General features: G+C 39.3%; 11 protein-coding genes, 1 pseudogene and 1 CRISPR repeat array. Of the genes and pseudogenes, 6 read left to right on the top strand and 6 right to left on the bottom strand.

Going from position 1 to position 17,913, the window contains the following annotated elements; genetic code table 11:
* Positions 1 to 202: pseudogene (glmM, locus tag O970_RS00530) on the bottom strand (phosphoglucosamine mutase); the annotation flags it as partial.
* Positions 203 to 568: 366 nt separating this feature from the next.
* Positions 569 to 1,197: a CRISPR direct-repeat array (repeat unit 29 nt; unit sequence GTTAACCGCCGCGTAGGCGGCTTAGAAAA).
* A 705-nt stretch (positions 1,198 to 1,902) separates the two neighbouring features.
* A complete protein-coding gene (gene folP, locus O970_RS00525; protein ID WP_024495244.1) occupies positions 1,903 to 2,736 on the bottom strand; it encodes a dihydropteroate synthase in 834 nt (277 codons plus the stop codon).
* 554 nt (positions 2,737 to 3,290) lie between these two features.
* Between folP and dsbC the strand changes: the two genes are divergently transcribed.
* The 5 genes from dsbC (at position 3,291) to O970_RS00500 (ending at position 9,402) form a co-directional block, all read left to right on the top strand.
* On the top strand, positions 3,291 to 3,995 hold the full coding sequence (dsbC, locus tag O970_RS00520; protein WP_024495243.1) for a bifunctional protein-disulfide isomerase/oxidoreductase DsbC: 705 nt from the start codon (positions 3,291 to 3,293) through the stop codon (positions 3,993 to 3,995).
* A 90-nt stretch (positions 3,996 to 4,085) separates the two neighbouring features.
* Entirely contained in the window at positions 4,086 to 5,819 is a 1,734-nt protein-coding gene (recJ, locus tag O970_RS00515) for a single-stranded-DNA-specific exonuclease RecJ (RefSeq protein WP_024495242.1), read from the top strand.
* Positions 5,820 to 5,849: 30 nt separating this feature from the next.
* Positions 5,850 to 7,229, top strand: coding sequence for a UDP-N-acetylmuramate:L-alanyl-gamma-D-glutamyl-meso-diaminopimelate ligase (mpl, locus tag O970_RS00510; protein WP_024495241.1), 1,380 nt, complete (start codon positions 5,850 to 5,852; stop codon positions 7,227 to 7,229).
* Positions 7,230 to 7,419: 190 nt separating this feature from the next.
* Positions 7,420 to 8,175 (top strand): nucleoside phosphorylase, encoded by a 756-nt coding sequence (locus O970_RS00505; RefSeq protein WP_024495240.1) that lies wholly within the window; start codon positions 7,420 to 7,422, stop codon positions 8,173 to 8,175.
* A 9-nt stretch (positions 8,176 to 8,184) separates the two neighbouring features.
* On the top strand, positions 8,185 to 9,402 hold the full coding sequence (locus O970_RS00500; protein ID WP_024495239.1) for an MFS transporter: 1,218 nt from the start codon (positions 8,185 to 8,187) through the stop codon (positions 9,400 to 9,402).
* 424 nt (positions 9,403 to 9,826) lie between these two features.
* Here O970_RS00500 and purD read toward each other — a convergent pair whose 3' ends face one another.
* Positions 9,827 to 11,113, bottom strand: a complete 1,287-nt coding sequence (purD, locus tag O970_RS00495; protein WP_024495238.1) for a phosphoribosylamine--glycine ligase — start codon at positions 11,111 to 11,113, stop codon at positions 9,827 to 9,829.
* 54 nt (positions 11,114 to 11,167) lie between these two features.
* Positions 11,168 to 12,757 (bottom strand): bifunctional phosphoribosylaminoimidazolecarboxamide formyltransferase/IMP cyclohydrolase, encoded by a 1,590-nt coding sequence (gene purH / locus O970_RS00490; protein ID WP_024495237.1) that lies wholly within the window; start codon positions 12,755 to 12,757, stop codon positions 11,168 to 11,170.
* A 762-nt stretch (positions 12,758 to 13,519) separates the two neighbouring features.
* Here purH and O970_RS00485 point away from each other — a divergent pair.
* Complete coding sequence (locus tag O970_RS00485) at positions 13,520 to 15,442, top strand: ABC transporter ATP-binding protein (RefSeq protein ID WP_024495236.1); 1,923 nt, start codon at positions 13,520 to 13,522, stop codon at positions 15,440 to 15,442.
* A 65-nt stretch (positions 15,443 to 15,507) separates the two neighbouring features.
* Here the strand turns inward: O970_RS00485 and trkA are convergent, their stop codons facing one another.
* The gene (trkA, locus tag O970_RS00480) at positions 15,508 to 16,875 is read right to left on the bottom strand and encodes a Trk system potassium transporter TrkA (protein ID WP_024495235.1); all 1,368 of its coding nucleotides are present in this window, start codon (positions 16,873 to 16,875) and stop codon (positions 15,508 to 15,510) included.
* Between the two features lie 39 nt (positions 16,876 to 16,914).
* On the bottom strand, positions 16,915 to 17,913 hold the full coding sequence (gene trpS / locus O970_RS00475; RefSeq protein ID WP_024495234.1) for a tryptophan--tRNA ligase: 999 nt from the start codon (positions 17,911 to 17,913) through the stop codon (positions 16,915 to 16,917).

The following is a 17,913-nucleotide window of genomic DNA, read 5'->3' as shown; positions in this document are numbered from 1 at the left end:
CCAAACCGGCTTCTAATGCGGATTCAAGCATATAACCAGAGATTCGAGTATCTTTCCCAATAAGAACTTTCCCAATGCCTTCTTTTGCCAAAACGCGTCCCGCTGCCCAACCTAGTTTAAGGACAAAATCTGGCGTGATTGGATAATTTCCTACTTGCCCACGGATACCATCTGTACCAAAATAGCGTTGTTTGGACATCAAATTCTCCTTTTAAATTTTCTACTTTACTAATTATTTTGTTACTTTATGACGATAAGTATATGAATGTTATATTACTATATTCGTAGCAAAATAGCATGATTACCTATCTAGTTGAATAATTTGTTGATCGTTAATTATTGCTGATTGAAGGAAAAAATGTATTAATCACATTATTATCCTTATTAATTAGGCTGAAATTGTGATTGTGGTTATGGGTATTTGTTTCATCTTATTATAACCCTTTTATTTTTGATATATATAACCTATTGATTTTGTTATATAAAAAATCATACATAAAAAAAGGGTAGTTTTAATAAAAAGGATGATTTCTTATTTTAAAATAAGAAGTTAATTTTCTATTATTTAGTTAACCGCCGCGTAGGCGGCTTAGAAAATTTGTGCCCAGATTCAAAGAGCCTAAAATTAGTTAACCGCCGCGTAGGCGGCTTAGAAAATATTTTTTATCTTTATAAAAAACTAAAAAACGTTAACCGCCGCGTAGGCGGCTTAGAAATGCTTGTGATTCAAGCATTTTAATACGAATAGGTTAACCGCCGCGTAGGCGGCTTAGAAATTCAATTGTTGCAGTTAATGGCTGATTGTAGAGTTAACCGCCGCGTAGGCGGCTTAGAAATAAATCGCTCTCATGAAATTCTAATTTTTCTAGTTAACCGCCGCGTAGGCGGCTTAGAAAATAACGGGTTTGAAATGCTCTTCTTAATCTAAGTTAACCGCCGCGTAGGCGGCTTAGAAAATCGAAATCTCGCAGTATAAATCTGATGAACTGTTAACCGCCGCGTAGGCGGCTTAGAAAACTTGTTCGTGCTGATTTTCCACAAACTTGGAGTTAACCGCCGCGTAGGCGGCTTAGAAAACTTACTGCGACTATTGAAGGAAACGATTATAGTTAACCGCCGCGTAGGCGGCTTAGAAAAGCTAGTCGTATCGCATTTTTAGCGTCTGAGCGTTAACCGCCGCGTAGGTGGCTTAGAAAAGCATTTTTTTTAATTTCATAGCTGTTAATTTGTCAACCGCCGATTAGGCGGTTTAGATAGTTGATAAAGGGATTTTATTAAAGGACATTATGTTAACCACTTAGAAAAGATAAGCCGTAAAAAAGTGGGGAGGATCCCCTTTATTTTTCCCATAAATTTTCGAGTATGTTTATAACTGGGTTCTTTTATACTTAAGTTTGCACTTTTTAGGTTGGTGGTATTGTTTGGGTTCTTCTAAATGAGTCGTGGTAAATAGTGTATAATACATTGAAAAAAAGAGCGGCAAAATACCTAAAAGCCAATCTTTATGATTAGGTAAATCACAACATAACCATATACTTAGAGTAAGAAAAGCCCAAGAGTAAGCAATAGCGAAATAGCGCATCCTGTTTAACTTTTTATTGCGCTTAAAGTCAGCAATTACAAATCTTCCGAAATATTTATCTAGTTGATAGCCTGTATATCCTCCAGCACAAAGAATAATGTATAAAAAACAGTGTTAATGGTCATTTTAATATTCCTTTAATTGATAATCTCACCGTTATCATCTCTTTGGTAAGTTTTTTATTTATCTGTTGGCATAAATAATAATGAGGGGAGCTTATACCATTTATTTTACCCATCGCTATTAATGCATAATTTTTTACCTCTTGCTTTATATGGGGTGTTGTTTGAGGATAAGTCATTGCCATCGTTATAGGGTGTTTACTTTTCTGCTAAAGTAGCTTGTACAATTCGTAGTGCATCAAAAGTCTGTTTTACATCGTGCACCCGAATAATTTTCGCCCCTGCCATTGCCGCAATAACCGCACATGATACACTTCCAATAGTGCGGGATTCTGGAGCGACATTAAGCAGTTGCCCAATCATTGATTTACGCGACATCCCAACTAATAATGGTAGACCGAAATGGTGGAAATGGGGTAGGTTGGCTAATAAGCGGTAGTTATGTTGTAGCGTTTTACCAAAACCAAATCCCGGATCCAATAATATCTTTTGTCGATCAATACCGGCATTAACACAACGAGCGATATGTTCAGTAAAGAAATGATCGACCTCATTAACCACATCATCTTGATAACTAGGTGCATGTTGCATGGTTTGGGGATTGCCTTGCATATGCATTAAACAGACCGGTAAACCCGTTTGCGCCGCAGCTTGCAGTGCGCCTGGTTCAGTAAGTGCGCGTATATCATTAATTAAATGAGCCCCCGCTTTTGCCGATTCTATCATGACCTGTGGTTTTGAGGTGTCAACAGAAATCCAGACTTCAAAATATTGTGCGATTTTCTCGACCACGGGAATAACCCGTGATAATTCTTCTTGCTCTGATACCTCTGCTGCCCCTGGGCGCGTAGATTCTCCTCCAATATCAATAAAGGTTGCGCCGGCTTGTATCATTGTATCAGCATGGCGAAGTGCGGCATCAAGTTGCTGATAGCGGCCACCATCAGAAAAAGAATCTGGGGTCACATTGAGTATTCCCATCACTTGTGGATAAGTTAAATCAATTACGTTATCGTGGCAGTTAATTTCCATTTAAGTTAACCTATTTATTGTGGATAAGTAAGTTAATATCAGTTTCATCAACGCAGTGATTATGGTGTGATACTGATATCTATTTTAAGATATAAGATATTGTGATCATCCCATTAATAATGATCAATGAATAAGTCATTATTTTAACTGATTAAGCCAATTTTTACGATGCAATTCCTTATGGATTAAGATTTTGTTAAGTAAAACGTGTTACGTTACTTCATTTGCGATAAATTTTGCGGTGAGTAATCCGTTAACAGATAGGTATGGTCGGTCACTGTAATGATCAATGGGATATCATGGCGGACTTTCTGGCATCAAATACAATATTGTGCCATACTAACAACGTTAAAATCGATGTATTATCACTATCATGATGGCCTTTAACTGGATTAGTCATTGATGCTGTTATTGAGCTGAAACGAGATTAATCGTAGCCGTTTATTTCCTTAAGTGATAATAAGTAATAGCTGGGTGGATAATATAGAAAATGATTGCGGTCGCACCATTTTAAATACACCATTATTTTAAACGATACGACAGGATAAAATTGAATGAAAAGAATAGTAACCTCATTAGCTATAGCTAGTACCTTATTTGCAGGGGCAAGTGTTGCTGGAGAAAAAGAGATCTTAGCCACTTTAAAACATATTAAAGTGGAAACAGAAGGGACTCAATTATCTACAACGCCTGTTAAGGACCTGCAAATGGCATTGACCAAACAGGGTATTTTTTATATTTCTGATGATGGACGATATATTACTCAAGGTCCTATTTATGATATGCAATCGGGAACGCCTGTAGATATCGCAAACCAGACCGTCGCATCGTTAGTTAATACCATTGTGAAGGATGCGATTGTTTATAAGGCGGAGAATCAACAGCATGTTGTGACTGTTTTCACAGACATTAGTTGTGGTTATTGTAAAAAATTACATGAACAGATGGCTGAATACAATAAATTAGGTATTACTATTCGTTATCTCGCTTTTCCACGCGAAGGTCTTGATTCAGATGCCGGACGTCAAATGCAATCGATCTGGAGTAGTGCCGATCGTAAACAATTGTTAGATAATGCTTATCAGGGTAAAACCATTCCATCTGTTGTGGGTATGGTCCCTTATGTTGCAAAAGATTTACAAGTAGGGCATCAGATAGGCATTTCTGGTACGCCAGCCATTGTCTTACCAAGTGGTGAAATTGTTCGTGGTTATTTACCGCCAGAGGATTTAAAGAAAGTTCTTGATAACTTAGAATAGTTTTATTCCTTGTTAGTTAAGCGAATCAGGCTGTTGCCCCAATTCACTTAACTAACAACTATTAGTCAGTAAAAAACAATCAATTAATGAATGAATAAAATGCTAAAAAGGCGCGTTGTCGCCGATATAACGCCACAGTTTAATGAGGATCTTCATCCCCTCTTACAACACCTCTATATCTTACGTGGTATTAATTCTAATCAGGCGCTCAATCGTGATACACAAGGATTATTAACTTATGCACAGCTTAAAGGTATTGATAAAGCCGTCGCCATTTTATATCAAGCACTTGAAGCTAAACAACATATTTTAATTGTTGGTGATTTCGATACCGATGGCGCGACAAGTACGGCGTTAATGGTTAAAGTATTACGTCATTTTAATATTACTCAGGTAAGTTATATTGTTCCCGATCGCTTTATTGACGGTTATGGCTTAAGTGAAAATGTAGTGAAACGAGCCGCAGAGCAACAGGCGAAACTTATTATCACGGTAGATAATGGTATCTCATCCTTTGCTGGGGTTGAGCTAGCACATCGGTTGGGAATGCAAGTGATTATCACTGATCATCATTTACCCCCTTCGACTTTACCGCAAGCCGATGCGATTATTAATCCAAATCAAGCCGATTGCCCATTTACGTCCAAACATTTAGCGGGCGTGGGGGTCGCATTTTATTTTATGTTGGCACTGCGAGCGCATTTAAGAAAAATAAATTGGTTTGCACAACATAATATACCCGAAATCAACATGGCTTCATTACTCGATTTGGTCGCCCTAGGGACGGTTGCTGATGTTGTGATCTTAGATCAAAACAACCGAATATTGGTACACCAAGGTATTTTGCGTATTCGCCATGGTCATGCATGCGTGGGTATTAAGGCCTTACTTGATATAGCCAAAAAAGATCACCATAAATTATCGGCAATGGATCTCGGGTATGTGTTAGCACCGCGTTTAAATGCAGCGGGACGAATGGAAACCATGTCACTGGGTATTGAATTATTATTATGTGACAATCAATCCTTGGCTAAACGAATGGCGAGCGAACTCGATTCTCTGAATAAGGATCGGCGTGAAGTAGAACAATCCATGCAAGTAGAAGCAGTGGCATGGCTTAATCAAATTGAGCAAACCCTACAACATATCCCAAATGGGATCGTGATTTACCAACCGGATTGGCACCAAGGTGTGATTGGGATTTTATCTTCACGCATTAAAGATCGATACTATCGACCAGTGATCTCGTTTGCACCCGCTGGAAATGGTATGTTAAAAGGATCGGGTCGTTCTATTCATGGTTTTCATTTAAAAGATGCCCTTGAACGCATTGATACGGCTAATCCTGGTTTAATTGACTGTTTTGGTGGACATGCTATGGCGGCAGGATTAACTATCGCCGAAACAAAATTAAATGAATTTCGTCACTGCTTTGAACAGCTTACCAATGAAATGTTAGATGAAAACCTATTAGATCATGTTATTCTGTCGGATGGTGAATTGCAAGGTGATTGGTTTAACTGTGATATTGCGCAATTGATACAAGATGGGGGGCCATGGGGACAAGGTTTTCCTGAGCCGCTATTTGATGGTGAATTTTATTTACATCAACAGCGTATTGTTGCTGATAAACATTTAAAAGTGGTGGTAGAGCCCGTGGCGGGCGGCCCATTAATTGAAGGTATTGCTTTTAATGTTGATCGTTTAACTTGGCCTAATCCATCGATAAAACGAGTTAAATTAGCTTATCATTTAGAAAATAATGAGTTTCGTGGTGAAAAAAAACCACAACTACTCATTCGGCATTTGTGGTTAATGTCATGATTTATCACAATAGGTAATAGGAATAAGGATATGCATATTCATATTTTAGGTATTTGTGGCACCTTTATGGGCGGAATAGCCTTAATTGCTCGTTCATTAGGACACAAGGTCACCGGTTCGGATCAAAATATTTATCCGCCGATGAGCACCTTATTAGCACGCGAACATATTGATATCATTCATGGTTATGATCCAGCTCAACTACAATCACAACCAGATTTAATTATTATTGGTAATGCGATGTCGCGCGGTAATCCTTGTGTGGAATATATTTTAAATCACAATTTACCTTATATATCGGCCCCACAATGGTTACATGATAACGTGTTAAAGAACCGTTGGGTTATCGCGGTGGCGGGTACCCATGGTAAAACGACAACAGCGGGAATGGTTAACTGGATTTTAGAACAATGTGGTTATCAGCAAGGGTTTATTATCGGTGGTGTTCCGGGTAATTTTGAGGTTTCGGCGAGACTGGGTCAGAGTAATTTCTTTGTAATTGAAGCCGATGAGTATGATAGTGCCTTTTTTGATAAACGATCTAAGTTTATGCACTATTGCCCAAAGACCTTAATTCTTAATAATCTGGAATATGACCATGCTGATATCTTTGATGATCTTGGTGCAATTCAAAAACAGTTCCAACATTTGATCCGCTTAGTACCAGGTAAAGGTAAAATTCTTGTTCCACAAGAAGACGCGAGTTTAAAACAGGTATTGGCCAAAGGCTGCTGGAGTGAATTGGAATATACTGAATCAGCGGAACAATGGCAAACTAAGCGTTTAAACCAAGATGCTAGCCATTTTGAAATCTATTTTAATGGTCAGTGTCTGGGAGAAGTCAACTATCACTTAGTGGGTGAACACAATATGCATAATGCGTTAATGGCCATTGCCGCGGCGCGTAATGTAGGGATTCAGCCTAAAGACGCCTGCGCTGCTTTAGCAACCTTTATTAATGCTAAACGTCGGCTTGAATTATATGGTGAAGTGAATGGAATTGAAATTTATGATGATTTTGCCCATCACCCAACAGCTATTTTTGCAACATTAGAAGCGTTACGTGGTAAAATCGGCGCTAATCGACGTATTTTAGCCGTGCTAGAGCCCCGTTCTAATACAATGAGACTAGGCGTGAGTAAAGATGAGTTAGCTCCGTCATTAGGTCGTGCTGATGAAGTCTATATTTTTCAGCCGGAACAACTGCCTTGGCTGGTTTCAGAAGTTGTCGAAAACTGTATTCAACCCGCTTACTGGTCGGGTGATGTTGATCTCTTGGTTGACATGATCGTTAAATCAGCAACACCTAAAGACGCGATTTTAATTATGAGCAATGGTGGTTTTAATGGTATTCATGGTAAAATTTTAGAAAAGTTACGACAACAAGCAGATATATTCACTAATGATTAATCATGCTAAATACCTAAACTAATTCGATAAAAACTGATGTTGTTTGCAGCATCAGTTTTTTTATGTGTATAGTACCTAAAATTGATTTTAATAAAGTAAGTAGTAAAACGTCATAACCTAAGAATATTTTATTAGGTTTTTTTAATGGCTTTTAAACGATATTTAATACAACATTTAGATGTTTATCACTATGACTACTGATTATACGCATCATTTAAACAATTGTACGGCCGAACTGTTGGGCGAACTAACCATATTAGTTGGTGATCCTGCTCGAGTAAGTTTGTTCGCTGAATTATTAAGTACACCGGAACAAATAATTAATAATCGTGAATTTATAGGATCCAGTGGCTTATTTAATGGTACTCGTGTTTCTATCGTATCAACGGGTATTGGGGTTGGATCAACAGAAATTGCTGTGATAGAGCTTATTGCTTGCGGGGCTAAACGCTTAGTCAGGATTGGCGGTTGTGGGGTCTGGCAAAATCATATTGAAGCGGGCGATATTATTATGAATCAGGCGATGGCAAGATCGCCTGGAATATTAAACAGTTATGTTCCTGACAGCTATCCAGCGACGGCTTGTCCGCATTTATTTAATCAAATCTATCAATATTTAGTGCAGCAAGGGCAATGTGTGCATACAGGCATCGGTTTAACGGCTGAAGGTTTTTACTTATCCCAAGGTCGTGACCTTAATTTATTTGGTCAAGAAGAAGCGAATAACGTCCTTGCTTATTGGCGAAAAAGAAAAATTTTAAATGCCGAAATGGAAAGTGCGGTGATTTTTATTCTTGCGGCATTATATGGCATTCCTGCCGCTAACTGTTTAGTGGCGCATGTAGCACGTGGTCACGATATTTGGCTACCTCATTTAGATTATCAACGATTACATCAACAAACGGCTCAATCAGTGATTAAGTCAATTATCTCAACTATTGGTTAAGGAAATGATATGAATTGTCAACAGCAAGAAAACACAGCAGTATCCGCCACCTATCAGCGACGAGTATTGCATAGTGCCATGATGGGATTAGGGCTTGAAGGCATGGATATTATGTTCTTCTCATTTGCCCTTTCCGCTATCAAAACCGCCTTTGATATCACTTCTTCTGAAGCAGGTCTTATTGCTACCGTCACCAATATTGGCATGTTAGTCGGTGGATTGATTTTTGGGTTAATGGCAGATAAGTATGGTCGAGTTAGAGTATTCACTTATACTATTTTCTTATTTGCTATAGCAACTGCCCTTACCGCTTGTGCAACAAACGTTTATTGGGTTTATATTTTACGTTTTCTTGCGGGTGTTGGTGGTGGCGGTGAGTTTGGTATTGGTATGGCAATGGTGGCAGATGTTTATGCGCCAAAAGAGCGTGGACGTGCTTCCTCCATGGTTTCAATTGGTGGGCAAGCGGGGTCGGTAGCGGCAGCGTTGCTGGCAGCGTATATTATTCCATGGTTAGGTTGGCGTGCTTTATTTGTGATTGGTATTGCGCCTATATTTTGGATCTATTTTGCACGTAAACAGTTGCAAGAAACCCCAGTTTGGTTAAATGCCCGAAAAAAATCAAGCATTGAATTCGTTTCGATTAAACGCTTATTTTCTACACCAACTACCACATTTACCACGCTGATTTTAATGGTAATGGCCTCGGTTCAGGTTGCGGGCTATTTTGGTTTAATGATTTGGTTGCCAACCATTTTACAAAATCAACTTGGTTTAACAGTCACCACGTCATCTTTATGGATGATTAGTACTATTTTTGGTATGTGTGTTGGTATGTTGGTATTTGGACAGATCATGGATAAATTAGGCGAAAAATATGCATTTCCCTGCTTTTTGATTGCGGCCAGCATTGCGGTATTTTTATATGTGTATGTGTCTAATGAAGTGGCTTTATTATTGGGGGGCATGGTGGTTGGCTTTTTTGTTAATGGTATGAGCGCAGGTTATGGGGCTTTAATCAGTAATCACTATCCTATTGTCATACGCAGTACGGCCAATAACGTGATTTTTAATACTGGACGGGCTATTGGTGGGTTATCCCCTTTTGCTATCGGCTACTTCCTTGATTACTATTCAATGTTTGTTGCTATGGCATTTTTGGCTACACTTTATATGATTTCATTATTAATGATTATCTTGTTACCGAAAAATACTATCGATATGTAGTAGTAACATGTTGACGATATAACGAAGCAGAGGTGCAATGTTGAGCGCTTAATTTTTGTCTCTTAAGACGAGTAGCCATTGCACCTTTACCTTCATACATGCAGAGATAGCTACTGATAAGTTGATCTGATCTTAATTAGTTAGCGTGATAATAAAATTTATTCATCTAAAGCAGATATCATCAGTCACAACACTAATAAATTTAATCCATTTTATCTGTTGATTTTATTACAGCATTTACTATTGAGGCTAAAACAGTTTAAATTACATCATGTAGGGTGTGACACGTTTAGCTATGGTAAGTCGCTGCGGCTAAATCATTATTATGATGAAATCGAATAACGTATTTGAACCTAATCTATTCACCATAATAATAAACTACTTTAACTAATTCGTTATCACTATTTAAATTTATTAAAAATAATTAATTTTTGCGATAAATGGCTCGATCACCAATATCATGCCGATAAAAAGCACCTTGCCAATTGATCTGCTTAACTTGATGGTAAGCGTCTTGCTTTGCTGCGAGTAAGGTTTCACCTAATGCCGCCACACACAATACACGACCACCATCGGTCACGATATGATTCGCCTGTGACCGAGCACCCGCTAAAAATATTTTGCAATGATCTTTGGTTGCCGCCGCTGGTAGACCATTGATGGCATCGCCAGTACGATAAGTATTAGGATAACCTTCAGCGGCCATGACTACCGCTAATGCGGGGCGAGGATCCCATTGCGCAGTTTGTGTATTAAGTTTGCCATCTATAGCCGCTAAACAGTGTTGTACTAAGTCTGATTGTAAACGCATCATAATTGGTTGTGTTTCAGGATCACCGAAGCGGCAATTAAATTCAATCACTTTAGGGTTCCCTTGCGGATCAATCATTAATCCAGCATAGAGAAAACCCGTATAAGTTCGTCCTTCTTGTGCCATACCATCCACGGTTGGATAAATAATTTGCCGCATAATTTTTTCAAATACGGCATCAGTTACCACAGGCGCAGGGGAATAAGCCCCCATACCGCCTGTATTTGGGCCACTATCCCCATCACCAACGCGTTTATGATCTTGACTGGTTGCCATCGGTAACACATGCTTACCATCAACCATAACAATAAAACTTGCCTCTTCGCCACTTAGAAATTGTTCGATAACAATTCGATGGCCGGCTTGTCCAAACGCGTTACCGGCTAACATATCTTTGACAGCACAGGTGGCTTGCTCACTATTCATTGCCACGATCACCCCTTTACCTGCGGCTAAACCATCCGCTTTAATCACTATTGGGGTACCATGTTGACGTATATAAGCTAATGCCGGTTCAACTTCAGTGAAACAGTGATATTCGGCCGTTGGAATATGGTGACGAGAGAGAAAATCTTTAGTAAATGCTTTAGACCCTTCCAACTGGGCAGCAGCTTGGGTTGGGCCAAAAATCGGTAAGCCAGCGTCTCGGAAACGATCAACAATACCTAATACGAGGGGAGCTTCTGGTCCGACAATGGTTAATGCGATCTGTTGTTGTTTAGCAAAAGAGACAAGCTGTTCTAAATCGGTCGCCGCAATGGGAATATTTTCAAGTTTAGGTTCACTAGCCGTTCCGGCATTGCCCGGTGCAATATAGACCTTAGACACCAATGGCGAGCTAGCGACTTTCCAACCTAATGCATGCTCACGCCCGCCATTACCAATAATTAATACTTGCATCCTACGCTCCTCTTGATTAATAGATCAATGATGGATAGACCACAATAAATTAAGTCAATGACGAAAATGTCGTATATGAGTAAATATCATTGCCATATTATGTTGATTGGCTGCCGCGATAACTTCATCATCACGAATCGATCCCCCTGGCTGAATTACGCAAGTAATACCAACGTTGGCGGCGGCATCAATACCATCTCGAAACGGAAAGAAAGCATCAGAAGCCATCACACTGCCAGCAATATTAAGGTTTTCATCCTGTGCTTTTATACCCGCAATTTTTGCTGAATAGACGCGGCTCATTTGCCCTGCACCGATACCGATTGTCATCTGGTCTCTGGCATAGACGATGGCATTTGATTTAACAAATTTAGCTACTTTCCAGCAGAATAAGGCATCGGCTAGTTCTTGCGAGGTTGGTTGTCGTTGTGAAACAATTTCAATATCGGCTAAGGTCAACATTTTTGTATCAGGTTCTTGAACTAACAGACCACCATTAACACGTTTAATGTCAATACCTCGAGTATGTTGTCGCCATTCACCGCAAGTTAAGACTCGAACATTCTTTTTATTAGCAAAAATAGTTAACGCTTCATCAGTGATAGTTGGCGCAATGACCACTTCAACAAATTGGCGATCGATAATAGTTTTTGCTGTCTCAGCATCAAGTTCACCATTAAACGCGATAATGCCGCCAAATGCTGAGGTTGGATCAGTTTGATAAGCACGTAGATAGGCGTTTAACATCGAATCAGCGGTGGCGACGCCACAAGGATTGGCATGTTTTACAATCACACAGGTTGGCTCAGTAAATTGTTTTACACACTCTAAAGCGGCATCGGTATCAGCGATATTGTTATAGGAAAGCGCTTTACCTTGCCATTGTACAGCGCTAGCAATACTTGCTGTAATTAATGGTTGCTCAATATAAAAAGCAGCTTGTTGATGACTGTTTTCACCATAGCGCATATCTTGTTTCTTTATCCACTGCTGATTTAGCGTTCTTGGAAATTGACCAGAAGGTTGAGCATTCTCAGTAAAGTAAGGTGCGACTCGCTGACCAAGGTAATTGGCAATCATCCCATCATAGTGTGCGGTATGTTCAAATGCTTTACAGGCTAAATGGCGACGAAAGGCTAGCGTTACTGATTGCTGATGCATATCTAATTGATCTATCACATTCTGATAATCTTGAGGATCAACAACAACAGTGACATCCTGATGATTTTTAGCGGCGGAACGAACCATGGTTGGACCCCCAATATCGATATTTTCAATAGCTTGCGCTAACGTACAATCTGGTTGCGCCACGGTCTGGGCAAATGGATAGAGATTAACCACCACCAAATCGATAGGTGTAATAGCATATTGCTGCATGATATTATCATCAATATCACGTCGCCCCAGAATACCGCCATGAATTTTAGGGTGCAAGGTTTTAATTCGCCCCCCCATCATTTCTGGAAAACCTGTATAATCAGCAACCTCAATGACTGGAATATGATGTGCCAGCAATAATTTGGCGGTACCACCGGTCGATAAAATGTCAATATTACGTTGGATTAGCGCCTTGGCAAAATCGATAATGTTGGTTTTGTCTGACACACTAAGTAAAGCGCGGCGAATTGGACGGTGCTGTTGCATAAGAGAGAACCCTCATATATGAAACTGCTAACAATTGAGTGAGAAAGCATTATATAAAAAAACAAGAAGAATGTTTAGGCTTTTCTTGATGATAAATTAACATAGCTGTATTCATTAATGGCTAAGTTTAGTAACGATAAATGAGCTATTCTTAGGGATACCTAATAGTGATTTAATAGCAACATACCTAGCGACTGGTCAATGCTTTAGTTCAAAAGATGTGGGAGAAGCTGATTTTTTGATCAGAAAAATCGGCAAACTTTACTTTTGCTGGTGCCACAATGCTTATTTAACAACAGAATGGTGTGTCTATCGGTTTTGGTACTAAAAACTGTAGATATACCAAATTACTTGATAGCCAGCGAGAAGCGGAATGTCTAAAGTAGGGCCAACAGCACTATGAGGCGCTACTGGTCACCGTTTTGCTCAATATTCCCAATACTATTTCTACTATCTGCTCTGGTTAGTTGGCTTTAAAGACGGGCCAGACAACCTGCCTGCGACGATAAATCGCTATACCTATTGTGAATTTTGGTTACTAGAGTGTGACACTTATAGCTTGAACAATCATATTGGCTATAACAAAGATTTTCTGCAATTAATAAATCTCAGTAATCTTGGTGACATAAATTTCTGTGTTGTTATGCTTTTTTGTCCATTAATGATCTTGTTTTTAATGATTATATAGGCGCAAATCCTCGTCAATAGGGAAAATTTCCGTTAACATAACGGCATTTTTACTCAATGTATAGATAGAAGAATATGATTGTTTTTTCAGGGATAGCTCTAAGACGTGGCGTTAATCTGCTCTTAGAAAAAGCAAGTGCGACGATTAACCCAGGACAGAAAGTTGGCTTAGTGGGTAAAAATGGCTGTGGTAAATCAACACTATTTTCGTTAATAAAAGGTGAAATGACGACGGATGCCGGTAGTTTGACGATTCCTGCACATTGGCAATTAGCCTGGGTTAATCAAGAAACCCCAGCGTTAGCTATGTCCGCTATCGATTATGTCATCGATGGCGATAGGCAATATCGGCAATTAGAGCAGCAGTTAGCTGACGCCAATGCGCGTAATGATGGTTATCAGATTGCCGCTATTCATAGTCAATTGGATACTATCGATGCTTGGACAATTCAGTCCAGAGCAGCCGTTCTTTTGCATGGTCTTGGTTTTACTGAACAACAATTTACCTTACCTGTTAAAGCGTTTTCCGGTGGCTGGCGTATGCGGTTGAATTTGGCGCAGGCGCTGTTATGTCGTTCGGATTTACTGTTATTAGATGAGCCGACCAACCATTTGGATTTAGATGCGGTTATGTGGTTGGAGCGTTGGTTAAAAAGTTATACGGGTACATTATTGTTAATTTCTCATGATCGTGATTTTTTAGATCCTTTAGTGAATCGTATTATTCATATTGAACAACAAACTATTTTTGAATATACAGGTAATTACAGTGATTTTGAACGGCAACGCGTCACAAAATTGGCTCAGCAGCAGTCGCTTTATGAACATCAGCAACAAAAGGTGGCCCATTTACAAAACTATATAGATCGTTTTCGCGCTAAGGCGACGAAAGCCAAACAGGCGCAGAGCCGCATTAAAATGTTGGAGCGTATGGCGTATATTGCCCCTGCGCATGTCGATAATCCTTTTCATTTTGAATTTAGTCCACCTGATGATTTGCCCAATCCATTATTAAAAATGAGCGATGTTGTCGCTGGTTATGAGAGTAACGTTATACTTGAGAAAATTAAGTTAAATTTAGTTCCCGGTTCACGTATTGGTTTGTTAGGACGTAATGGCGCGGGTAAATCGACGTTAATTAAGTTATTAGCCGGCGAATTAGCTGCGTTAAGTGGCGAAGTGAGTCTGGCAAAAGGGGTTAAGCTAGGTTATTTTGCTCAACACCAATTAGAGACCCTGCGAACGGATGAGTCACCGCTTTGGCATTTAGCACGCTTGGCTACACCTCAAACCACAGAGCAGCAATTGCGTAATTATTTAGGGGGCTTTGATTTTCGCGGTGATAAAGTATTACAAGCAACAGGTGCTTTTTCTGGGGGAGAAAAAGCGCGATTAGTATTAGCGTTGATTGTGTGGCAAAAACCTAATTTATTATTACTAGATGAACCGACCAACCATTTAGACTTGGATATGCGTCAAGCATTAACCGAAGCTTTGATTGATTTTCAAGGGGCATTGGTGGTGGTATCGCACGATCGTCATTTATTACGATCAGTGACCGATGAATTTTATTTAGTTGATAATAAGCAAGTTATCCCATTTGCGGGTGATTTAGATGATTATCAAGATTGGTTAGCTAATCAACAAAAGGAGTTTGCTAGTATAGCTTCAGTTGAGGTTAAATCGATCAATACTAAAGTTGATCGTAAACAGCAAAGACAGATAGATGCGCAGATACGCGCACGGGCTCAGCCATTAAATAAAACTATTGCTAAGCTAGAAAAGCAGATGGCTCAATTAACGGATGAATTAGCAGATATTGAACAACGCTTGGCGGATAATAATCTTTATCAAGCAGAGCAAAAACAGGCACTAACGGTGTTAATTCAGCAGCAAAGCCAGCATAAAGCGGCATTAGAAGCAGTAGAGATGGCGTGGTTTGATATTCAGGAACAGTTACAACAGTTATTGAATGAGGGTATGAGTGAGTCAAAATAATCGTTGAAAACGATAACGAAATAAAGCCAGTTGATCTGGCTTTATTTTATAACCTCGTTAACTTATTATCTGGTTTTGAATAATCTTTCAATATCGTTGACATATTTGCGATCAGGTAAAAAGACCAGAATGTGATCGTTATCTTCTATGCGAATATCATCGTTAGCAATTAGGACATCATTATTACGTATAATTGCGCCAATGGTTGCCGCACCTGGTAGGCGAATTTCAGACAGGGGGCGACCAACGACTTTTGAGGTCTGATCATCACCGTGAGCAACAATTTCAATGGCTTCGGCAATCCCATGCCTTAATGCGGTAATGCTAATGATATCGGATTGCCGAATGTGTCGAAGTAAGGCTGAAATGGTTGCATGTTGAGCAGAGAGGGTAATATCAATTACGCTATCACTAATTAAGGCTAAATAAGCTTGTCGTTGGATCAAGACAATAACTTTTTTAGCCCCCATACGTTTCGCTAGCATGGCTGACATAATATTGCTTTCGTCATCGCTAGTGACCGCTACAAATAGATCGGTATCTTCTATTTGTTCCTGTAGTAGTAACTCTTGATCCGATGATTCGCCATGCAATACCGTGGTATTGGCTAATTGTTCGGCAATAAATTCGGCTTTTTGACGATTCTGTTCGATTAGTTTAACTTGGTAATCATTTTCTAAATGCTTGGCGAGCGCTAAACCGATACTTCCCCCACCACTAATAATAATACGTTTATAAGGTTTTTCTAAACGTTGTAATTCATTTGTTATCGCTTTGATGTTATTAGGGATAGTAATAAAATAGATTTCATCGCCTGCTTCAATAATGGTTGAACCAATAGGGCGGATAAATCTATCTTGTCGATAGATCGCCACAATACGCGCATCAAGCAACGGTAAATGAGCCTTAAGCGCTGAAAGTTCATCGCCGACCAGTGCGCCACCATAATAGGCTTTAACTACAGCAAGCGCGACTTGTTTATGATGAAACATAACAACTTGTAAGGTACCAGGATATTGAATAAGCTTATAAATACTTTTGGTAATCATTTTTTCTGGCGAAATAATATGATCGATAGCAATAATATCTGAATTAAATAGAGGATAATCGTCGTCATTGTATTCAGCCGCTCGAATCCGCGCGACTTTTTGTGGAATATGAAACAGACCATTTCCTAACTGACAAGCAATCATATTTGTTTCATCGCAATTGGTGACGGCAACCAGCATATCAGCATCTTTAGCACCAGCATCGCTTAGAATTTGTGGATAAGAGGCTTTGCCATGGATAACTTGAAGATCAAATCGTTCTTGTAATGCTTGTAAACGCTGCTGATCTTCATCAATGACGGTAATATTATTACTGCTATCTGTCACCAAATATTCAGCGAGGGCACTTCCTGTGTGTCCAGCACCGAGAATAATAATCTTCATATCCGTTCCTGCTTTCTTCCCTTTAGGTTTGGTGATTAATTAACGAATAAAACCAATAGCATCATAGACTTTGTTTAGTGTCGCTTGCGCTCTAGTACGGGCTTTTTGCGCCCCTTTATGCATCACTTGCGCTAGGTAAGCCTCATCATTTCTAAATTGTAGATAACGGAGCTGTAATTCAGATAACATTTGCGTTACTTGATGAGCAACTTCGGTTTTTAGATGGCCATACATTTTGCCTTCAAATTCTTGTTCTAATTGGCTAATACTTTTATTGGTGACACCAGAAAGAATATCTAATAGATTAGCAATCCCTGGTTTATTTTTAACATCATAACGTACGATAGGTGGTTCATCCGAGTCGGTAACAGCACGCTTGAATTTTTTTTCTACTGATTTTAACTCTTCAAGTAAACCAATCACATTATTACGATTATCATCCGATTTTGACATTTTTTTGGTTGGATCTTGTAATGACATCACTCGAGCACCTGATGTGGGGATAAAGGGTTCAGGGACTTTAAAAATATCACCATATAAACTATTAAAACGTGCAGCAATATTACGGGCTAGTTCAAGATGTTGTTTTTGATCTTCGCCTACCGGAACTTGACTGGTTTGATAAAGTAAAATATCCGCAGCCATTAATACTGGATAATCGAATAGCCCAGCATTGATGTTTTCAGCGTGGCGTGCAGATTTATCTTTAAATTGTGTCATACGGCTTAACTCGCCAAAGTAGGTATAGCAGTTAAGGATCCACCCTAATTGGGCGTGTTCAGGTACATGAGACTGAACAAAGATGGTACTCTTTTCTGGATCGATACCGCAAGCGAGATAGAGAGCAAGAGTATCAAGCGTTGCTTGACGTAGTTTTTCTGGATCTTGTCTAACCGTAATGGCATGTTGGTTAACAATGCAATAGATACAATCATATTCGTCTTGTAACTTAACCCATTGGCGCAATGCACCTAAATAGTTACCAATCGTTAGTTCACCAGAAGGCTGTGCGCCACTAAATACAATAGGTTTACTCAT

The sequence above is a fragment of the Candidatus Schmidhempelia bombi str. Bimp genome (assembly GCF_000471645.3).
GTDB lineage: Bacteria > Pseudomonadota > Gammaproteobacteria > Enterobacterales > Orbaceae > Utexia > Utexia bombi.
Note: the sequence above shows the minus strand (reverse complement) of the source record. Positions and strands in the feature narration are given on the sequence as shown.

Coding starts and splice junctions, on each gene's coding strand:
- O970_RS00505 (WP_024495240.1), top strand. CDS start 7,420: ATGACTACTGATTATACGCATCATTTAAACAATTGTACGGCCGAACTG.
- trkA (WP_024495235.1), bottom strand. CDS start 16,875: ATGAAGATTATTATTCTCGGTGCTGGACACACAGGAAGTGCCCTCGCT.
- recJ (WP_024495242.1), top strand. CDS start 4,086: ATGAATAAAATGCTAAAAAGGCGCGTTGTCGCCGATATAACGCCACAG.
- O970_RS00500 (WP_024495239.1), top strand. CDS start 8,185: ATGAATTGTCAACAGCAAGAAAACACAGCAGTATCCGCCACCTATCAG.
- O970_RS00485 (WP_024495236.1), top strand. CDS start 13,520: ATGATTGTTTTTTCAGGGATAGCTCTAAGACGTGGCGTTAATCTGCTC.
- mpl (WP_024495241.1), top strand. CDS start 5,850: ATGCATATTCATATTTTAGGTATTTGTGGCACCTTTATGGGCGGAATA.
- dsbC (WP_024495243.1), top strand. CDS start 3,291: ATGAAAAGAATAGTAACCTCATTAGCTATAGCTAGTACCTTATTTGCA.
- trpS (WP_024495234.1), bottom strand. CDS start 17,913: ATGAGTAAACCTATTGTATTTAGTGGCGCACAGCCTTCTGGTGAACTA.
- purD (WP_024495238.1), bottom strand. CDS start 11,113: ATGCAAGTATTAATTATTGGTAATGGCGGGCGTGAGCATGCATTAGGT.
- purH (WP_024495237.1), bottom strand. CDS start 12,757: ATGCAACAGCACCGTCCAATTCGCCGCGCTTTACTTAGTGTGTCAGAC.
- folP (WP_024495244.1), bottom strand. CDS start 2,736: ATGGAAATTAACTGCCACGATAACGTAATTGATTTAACTTATCCACAA.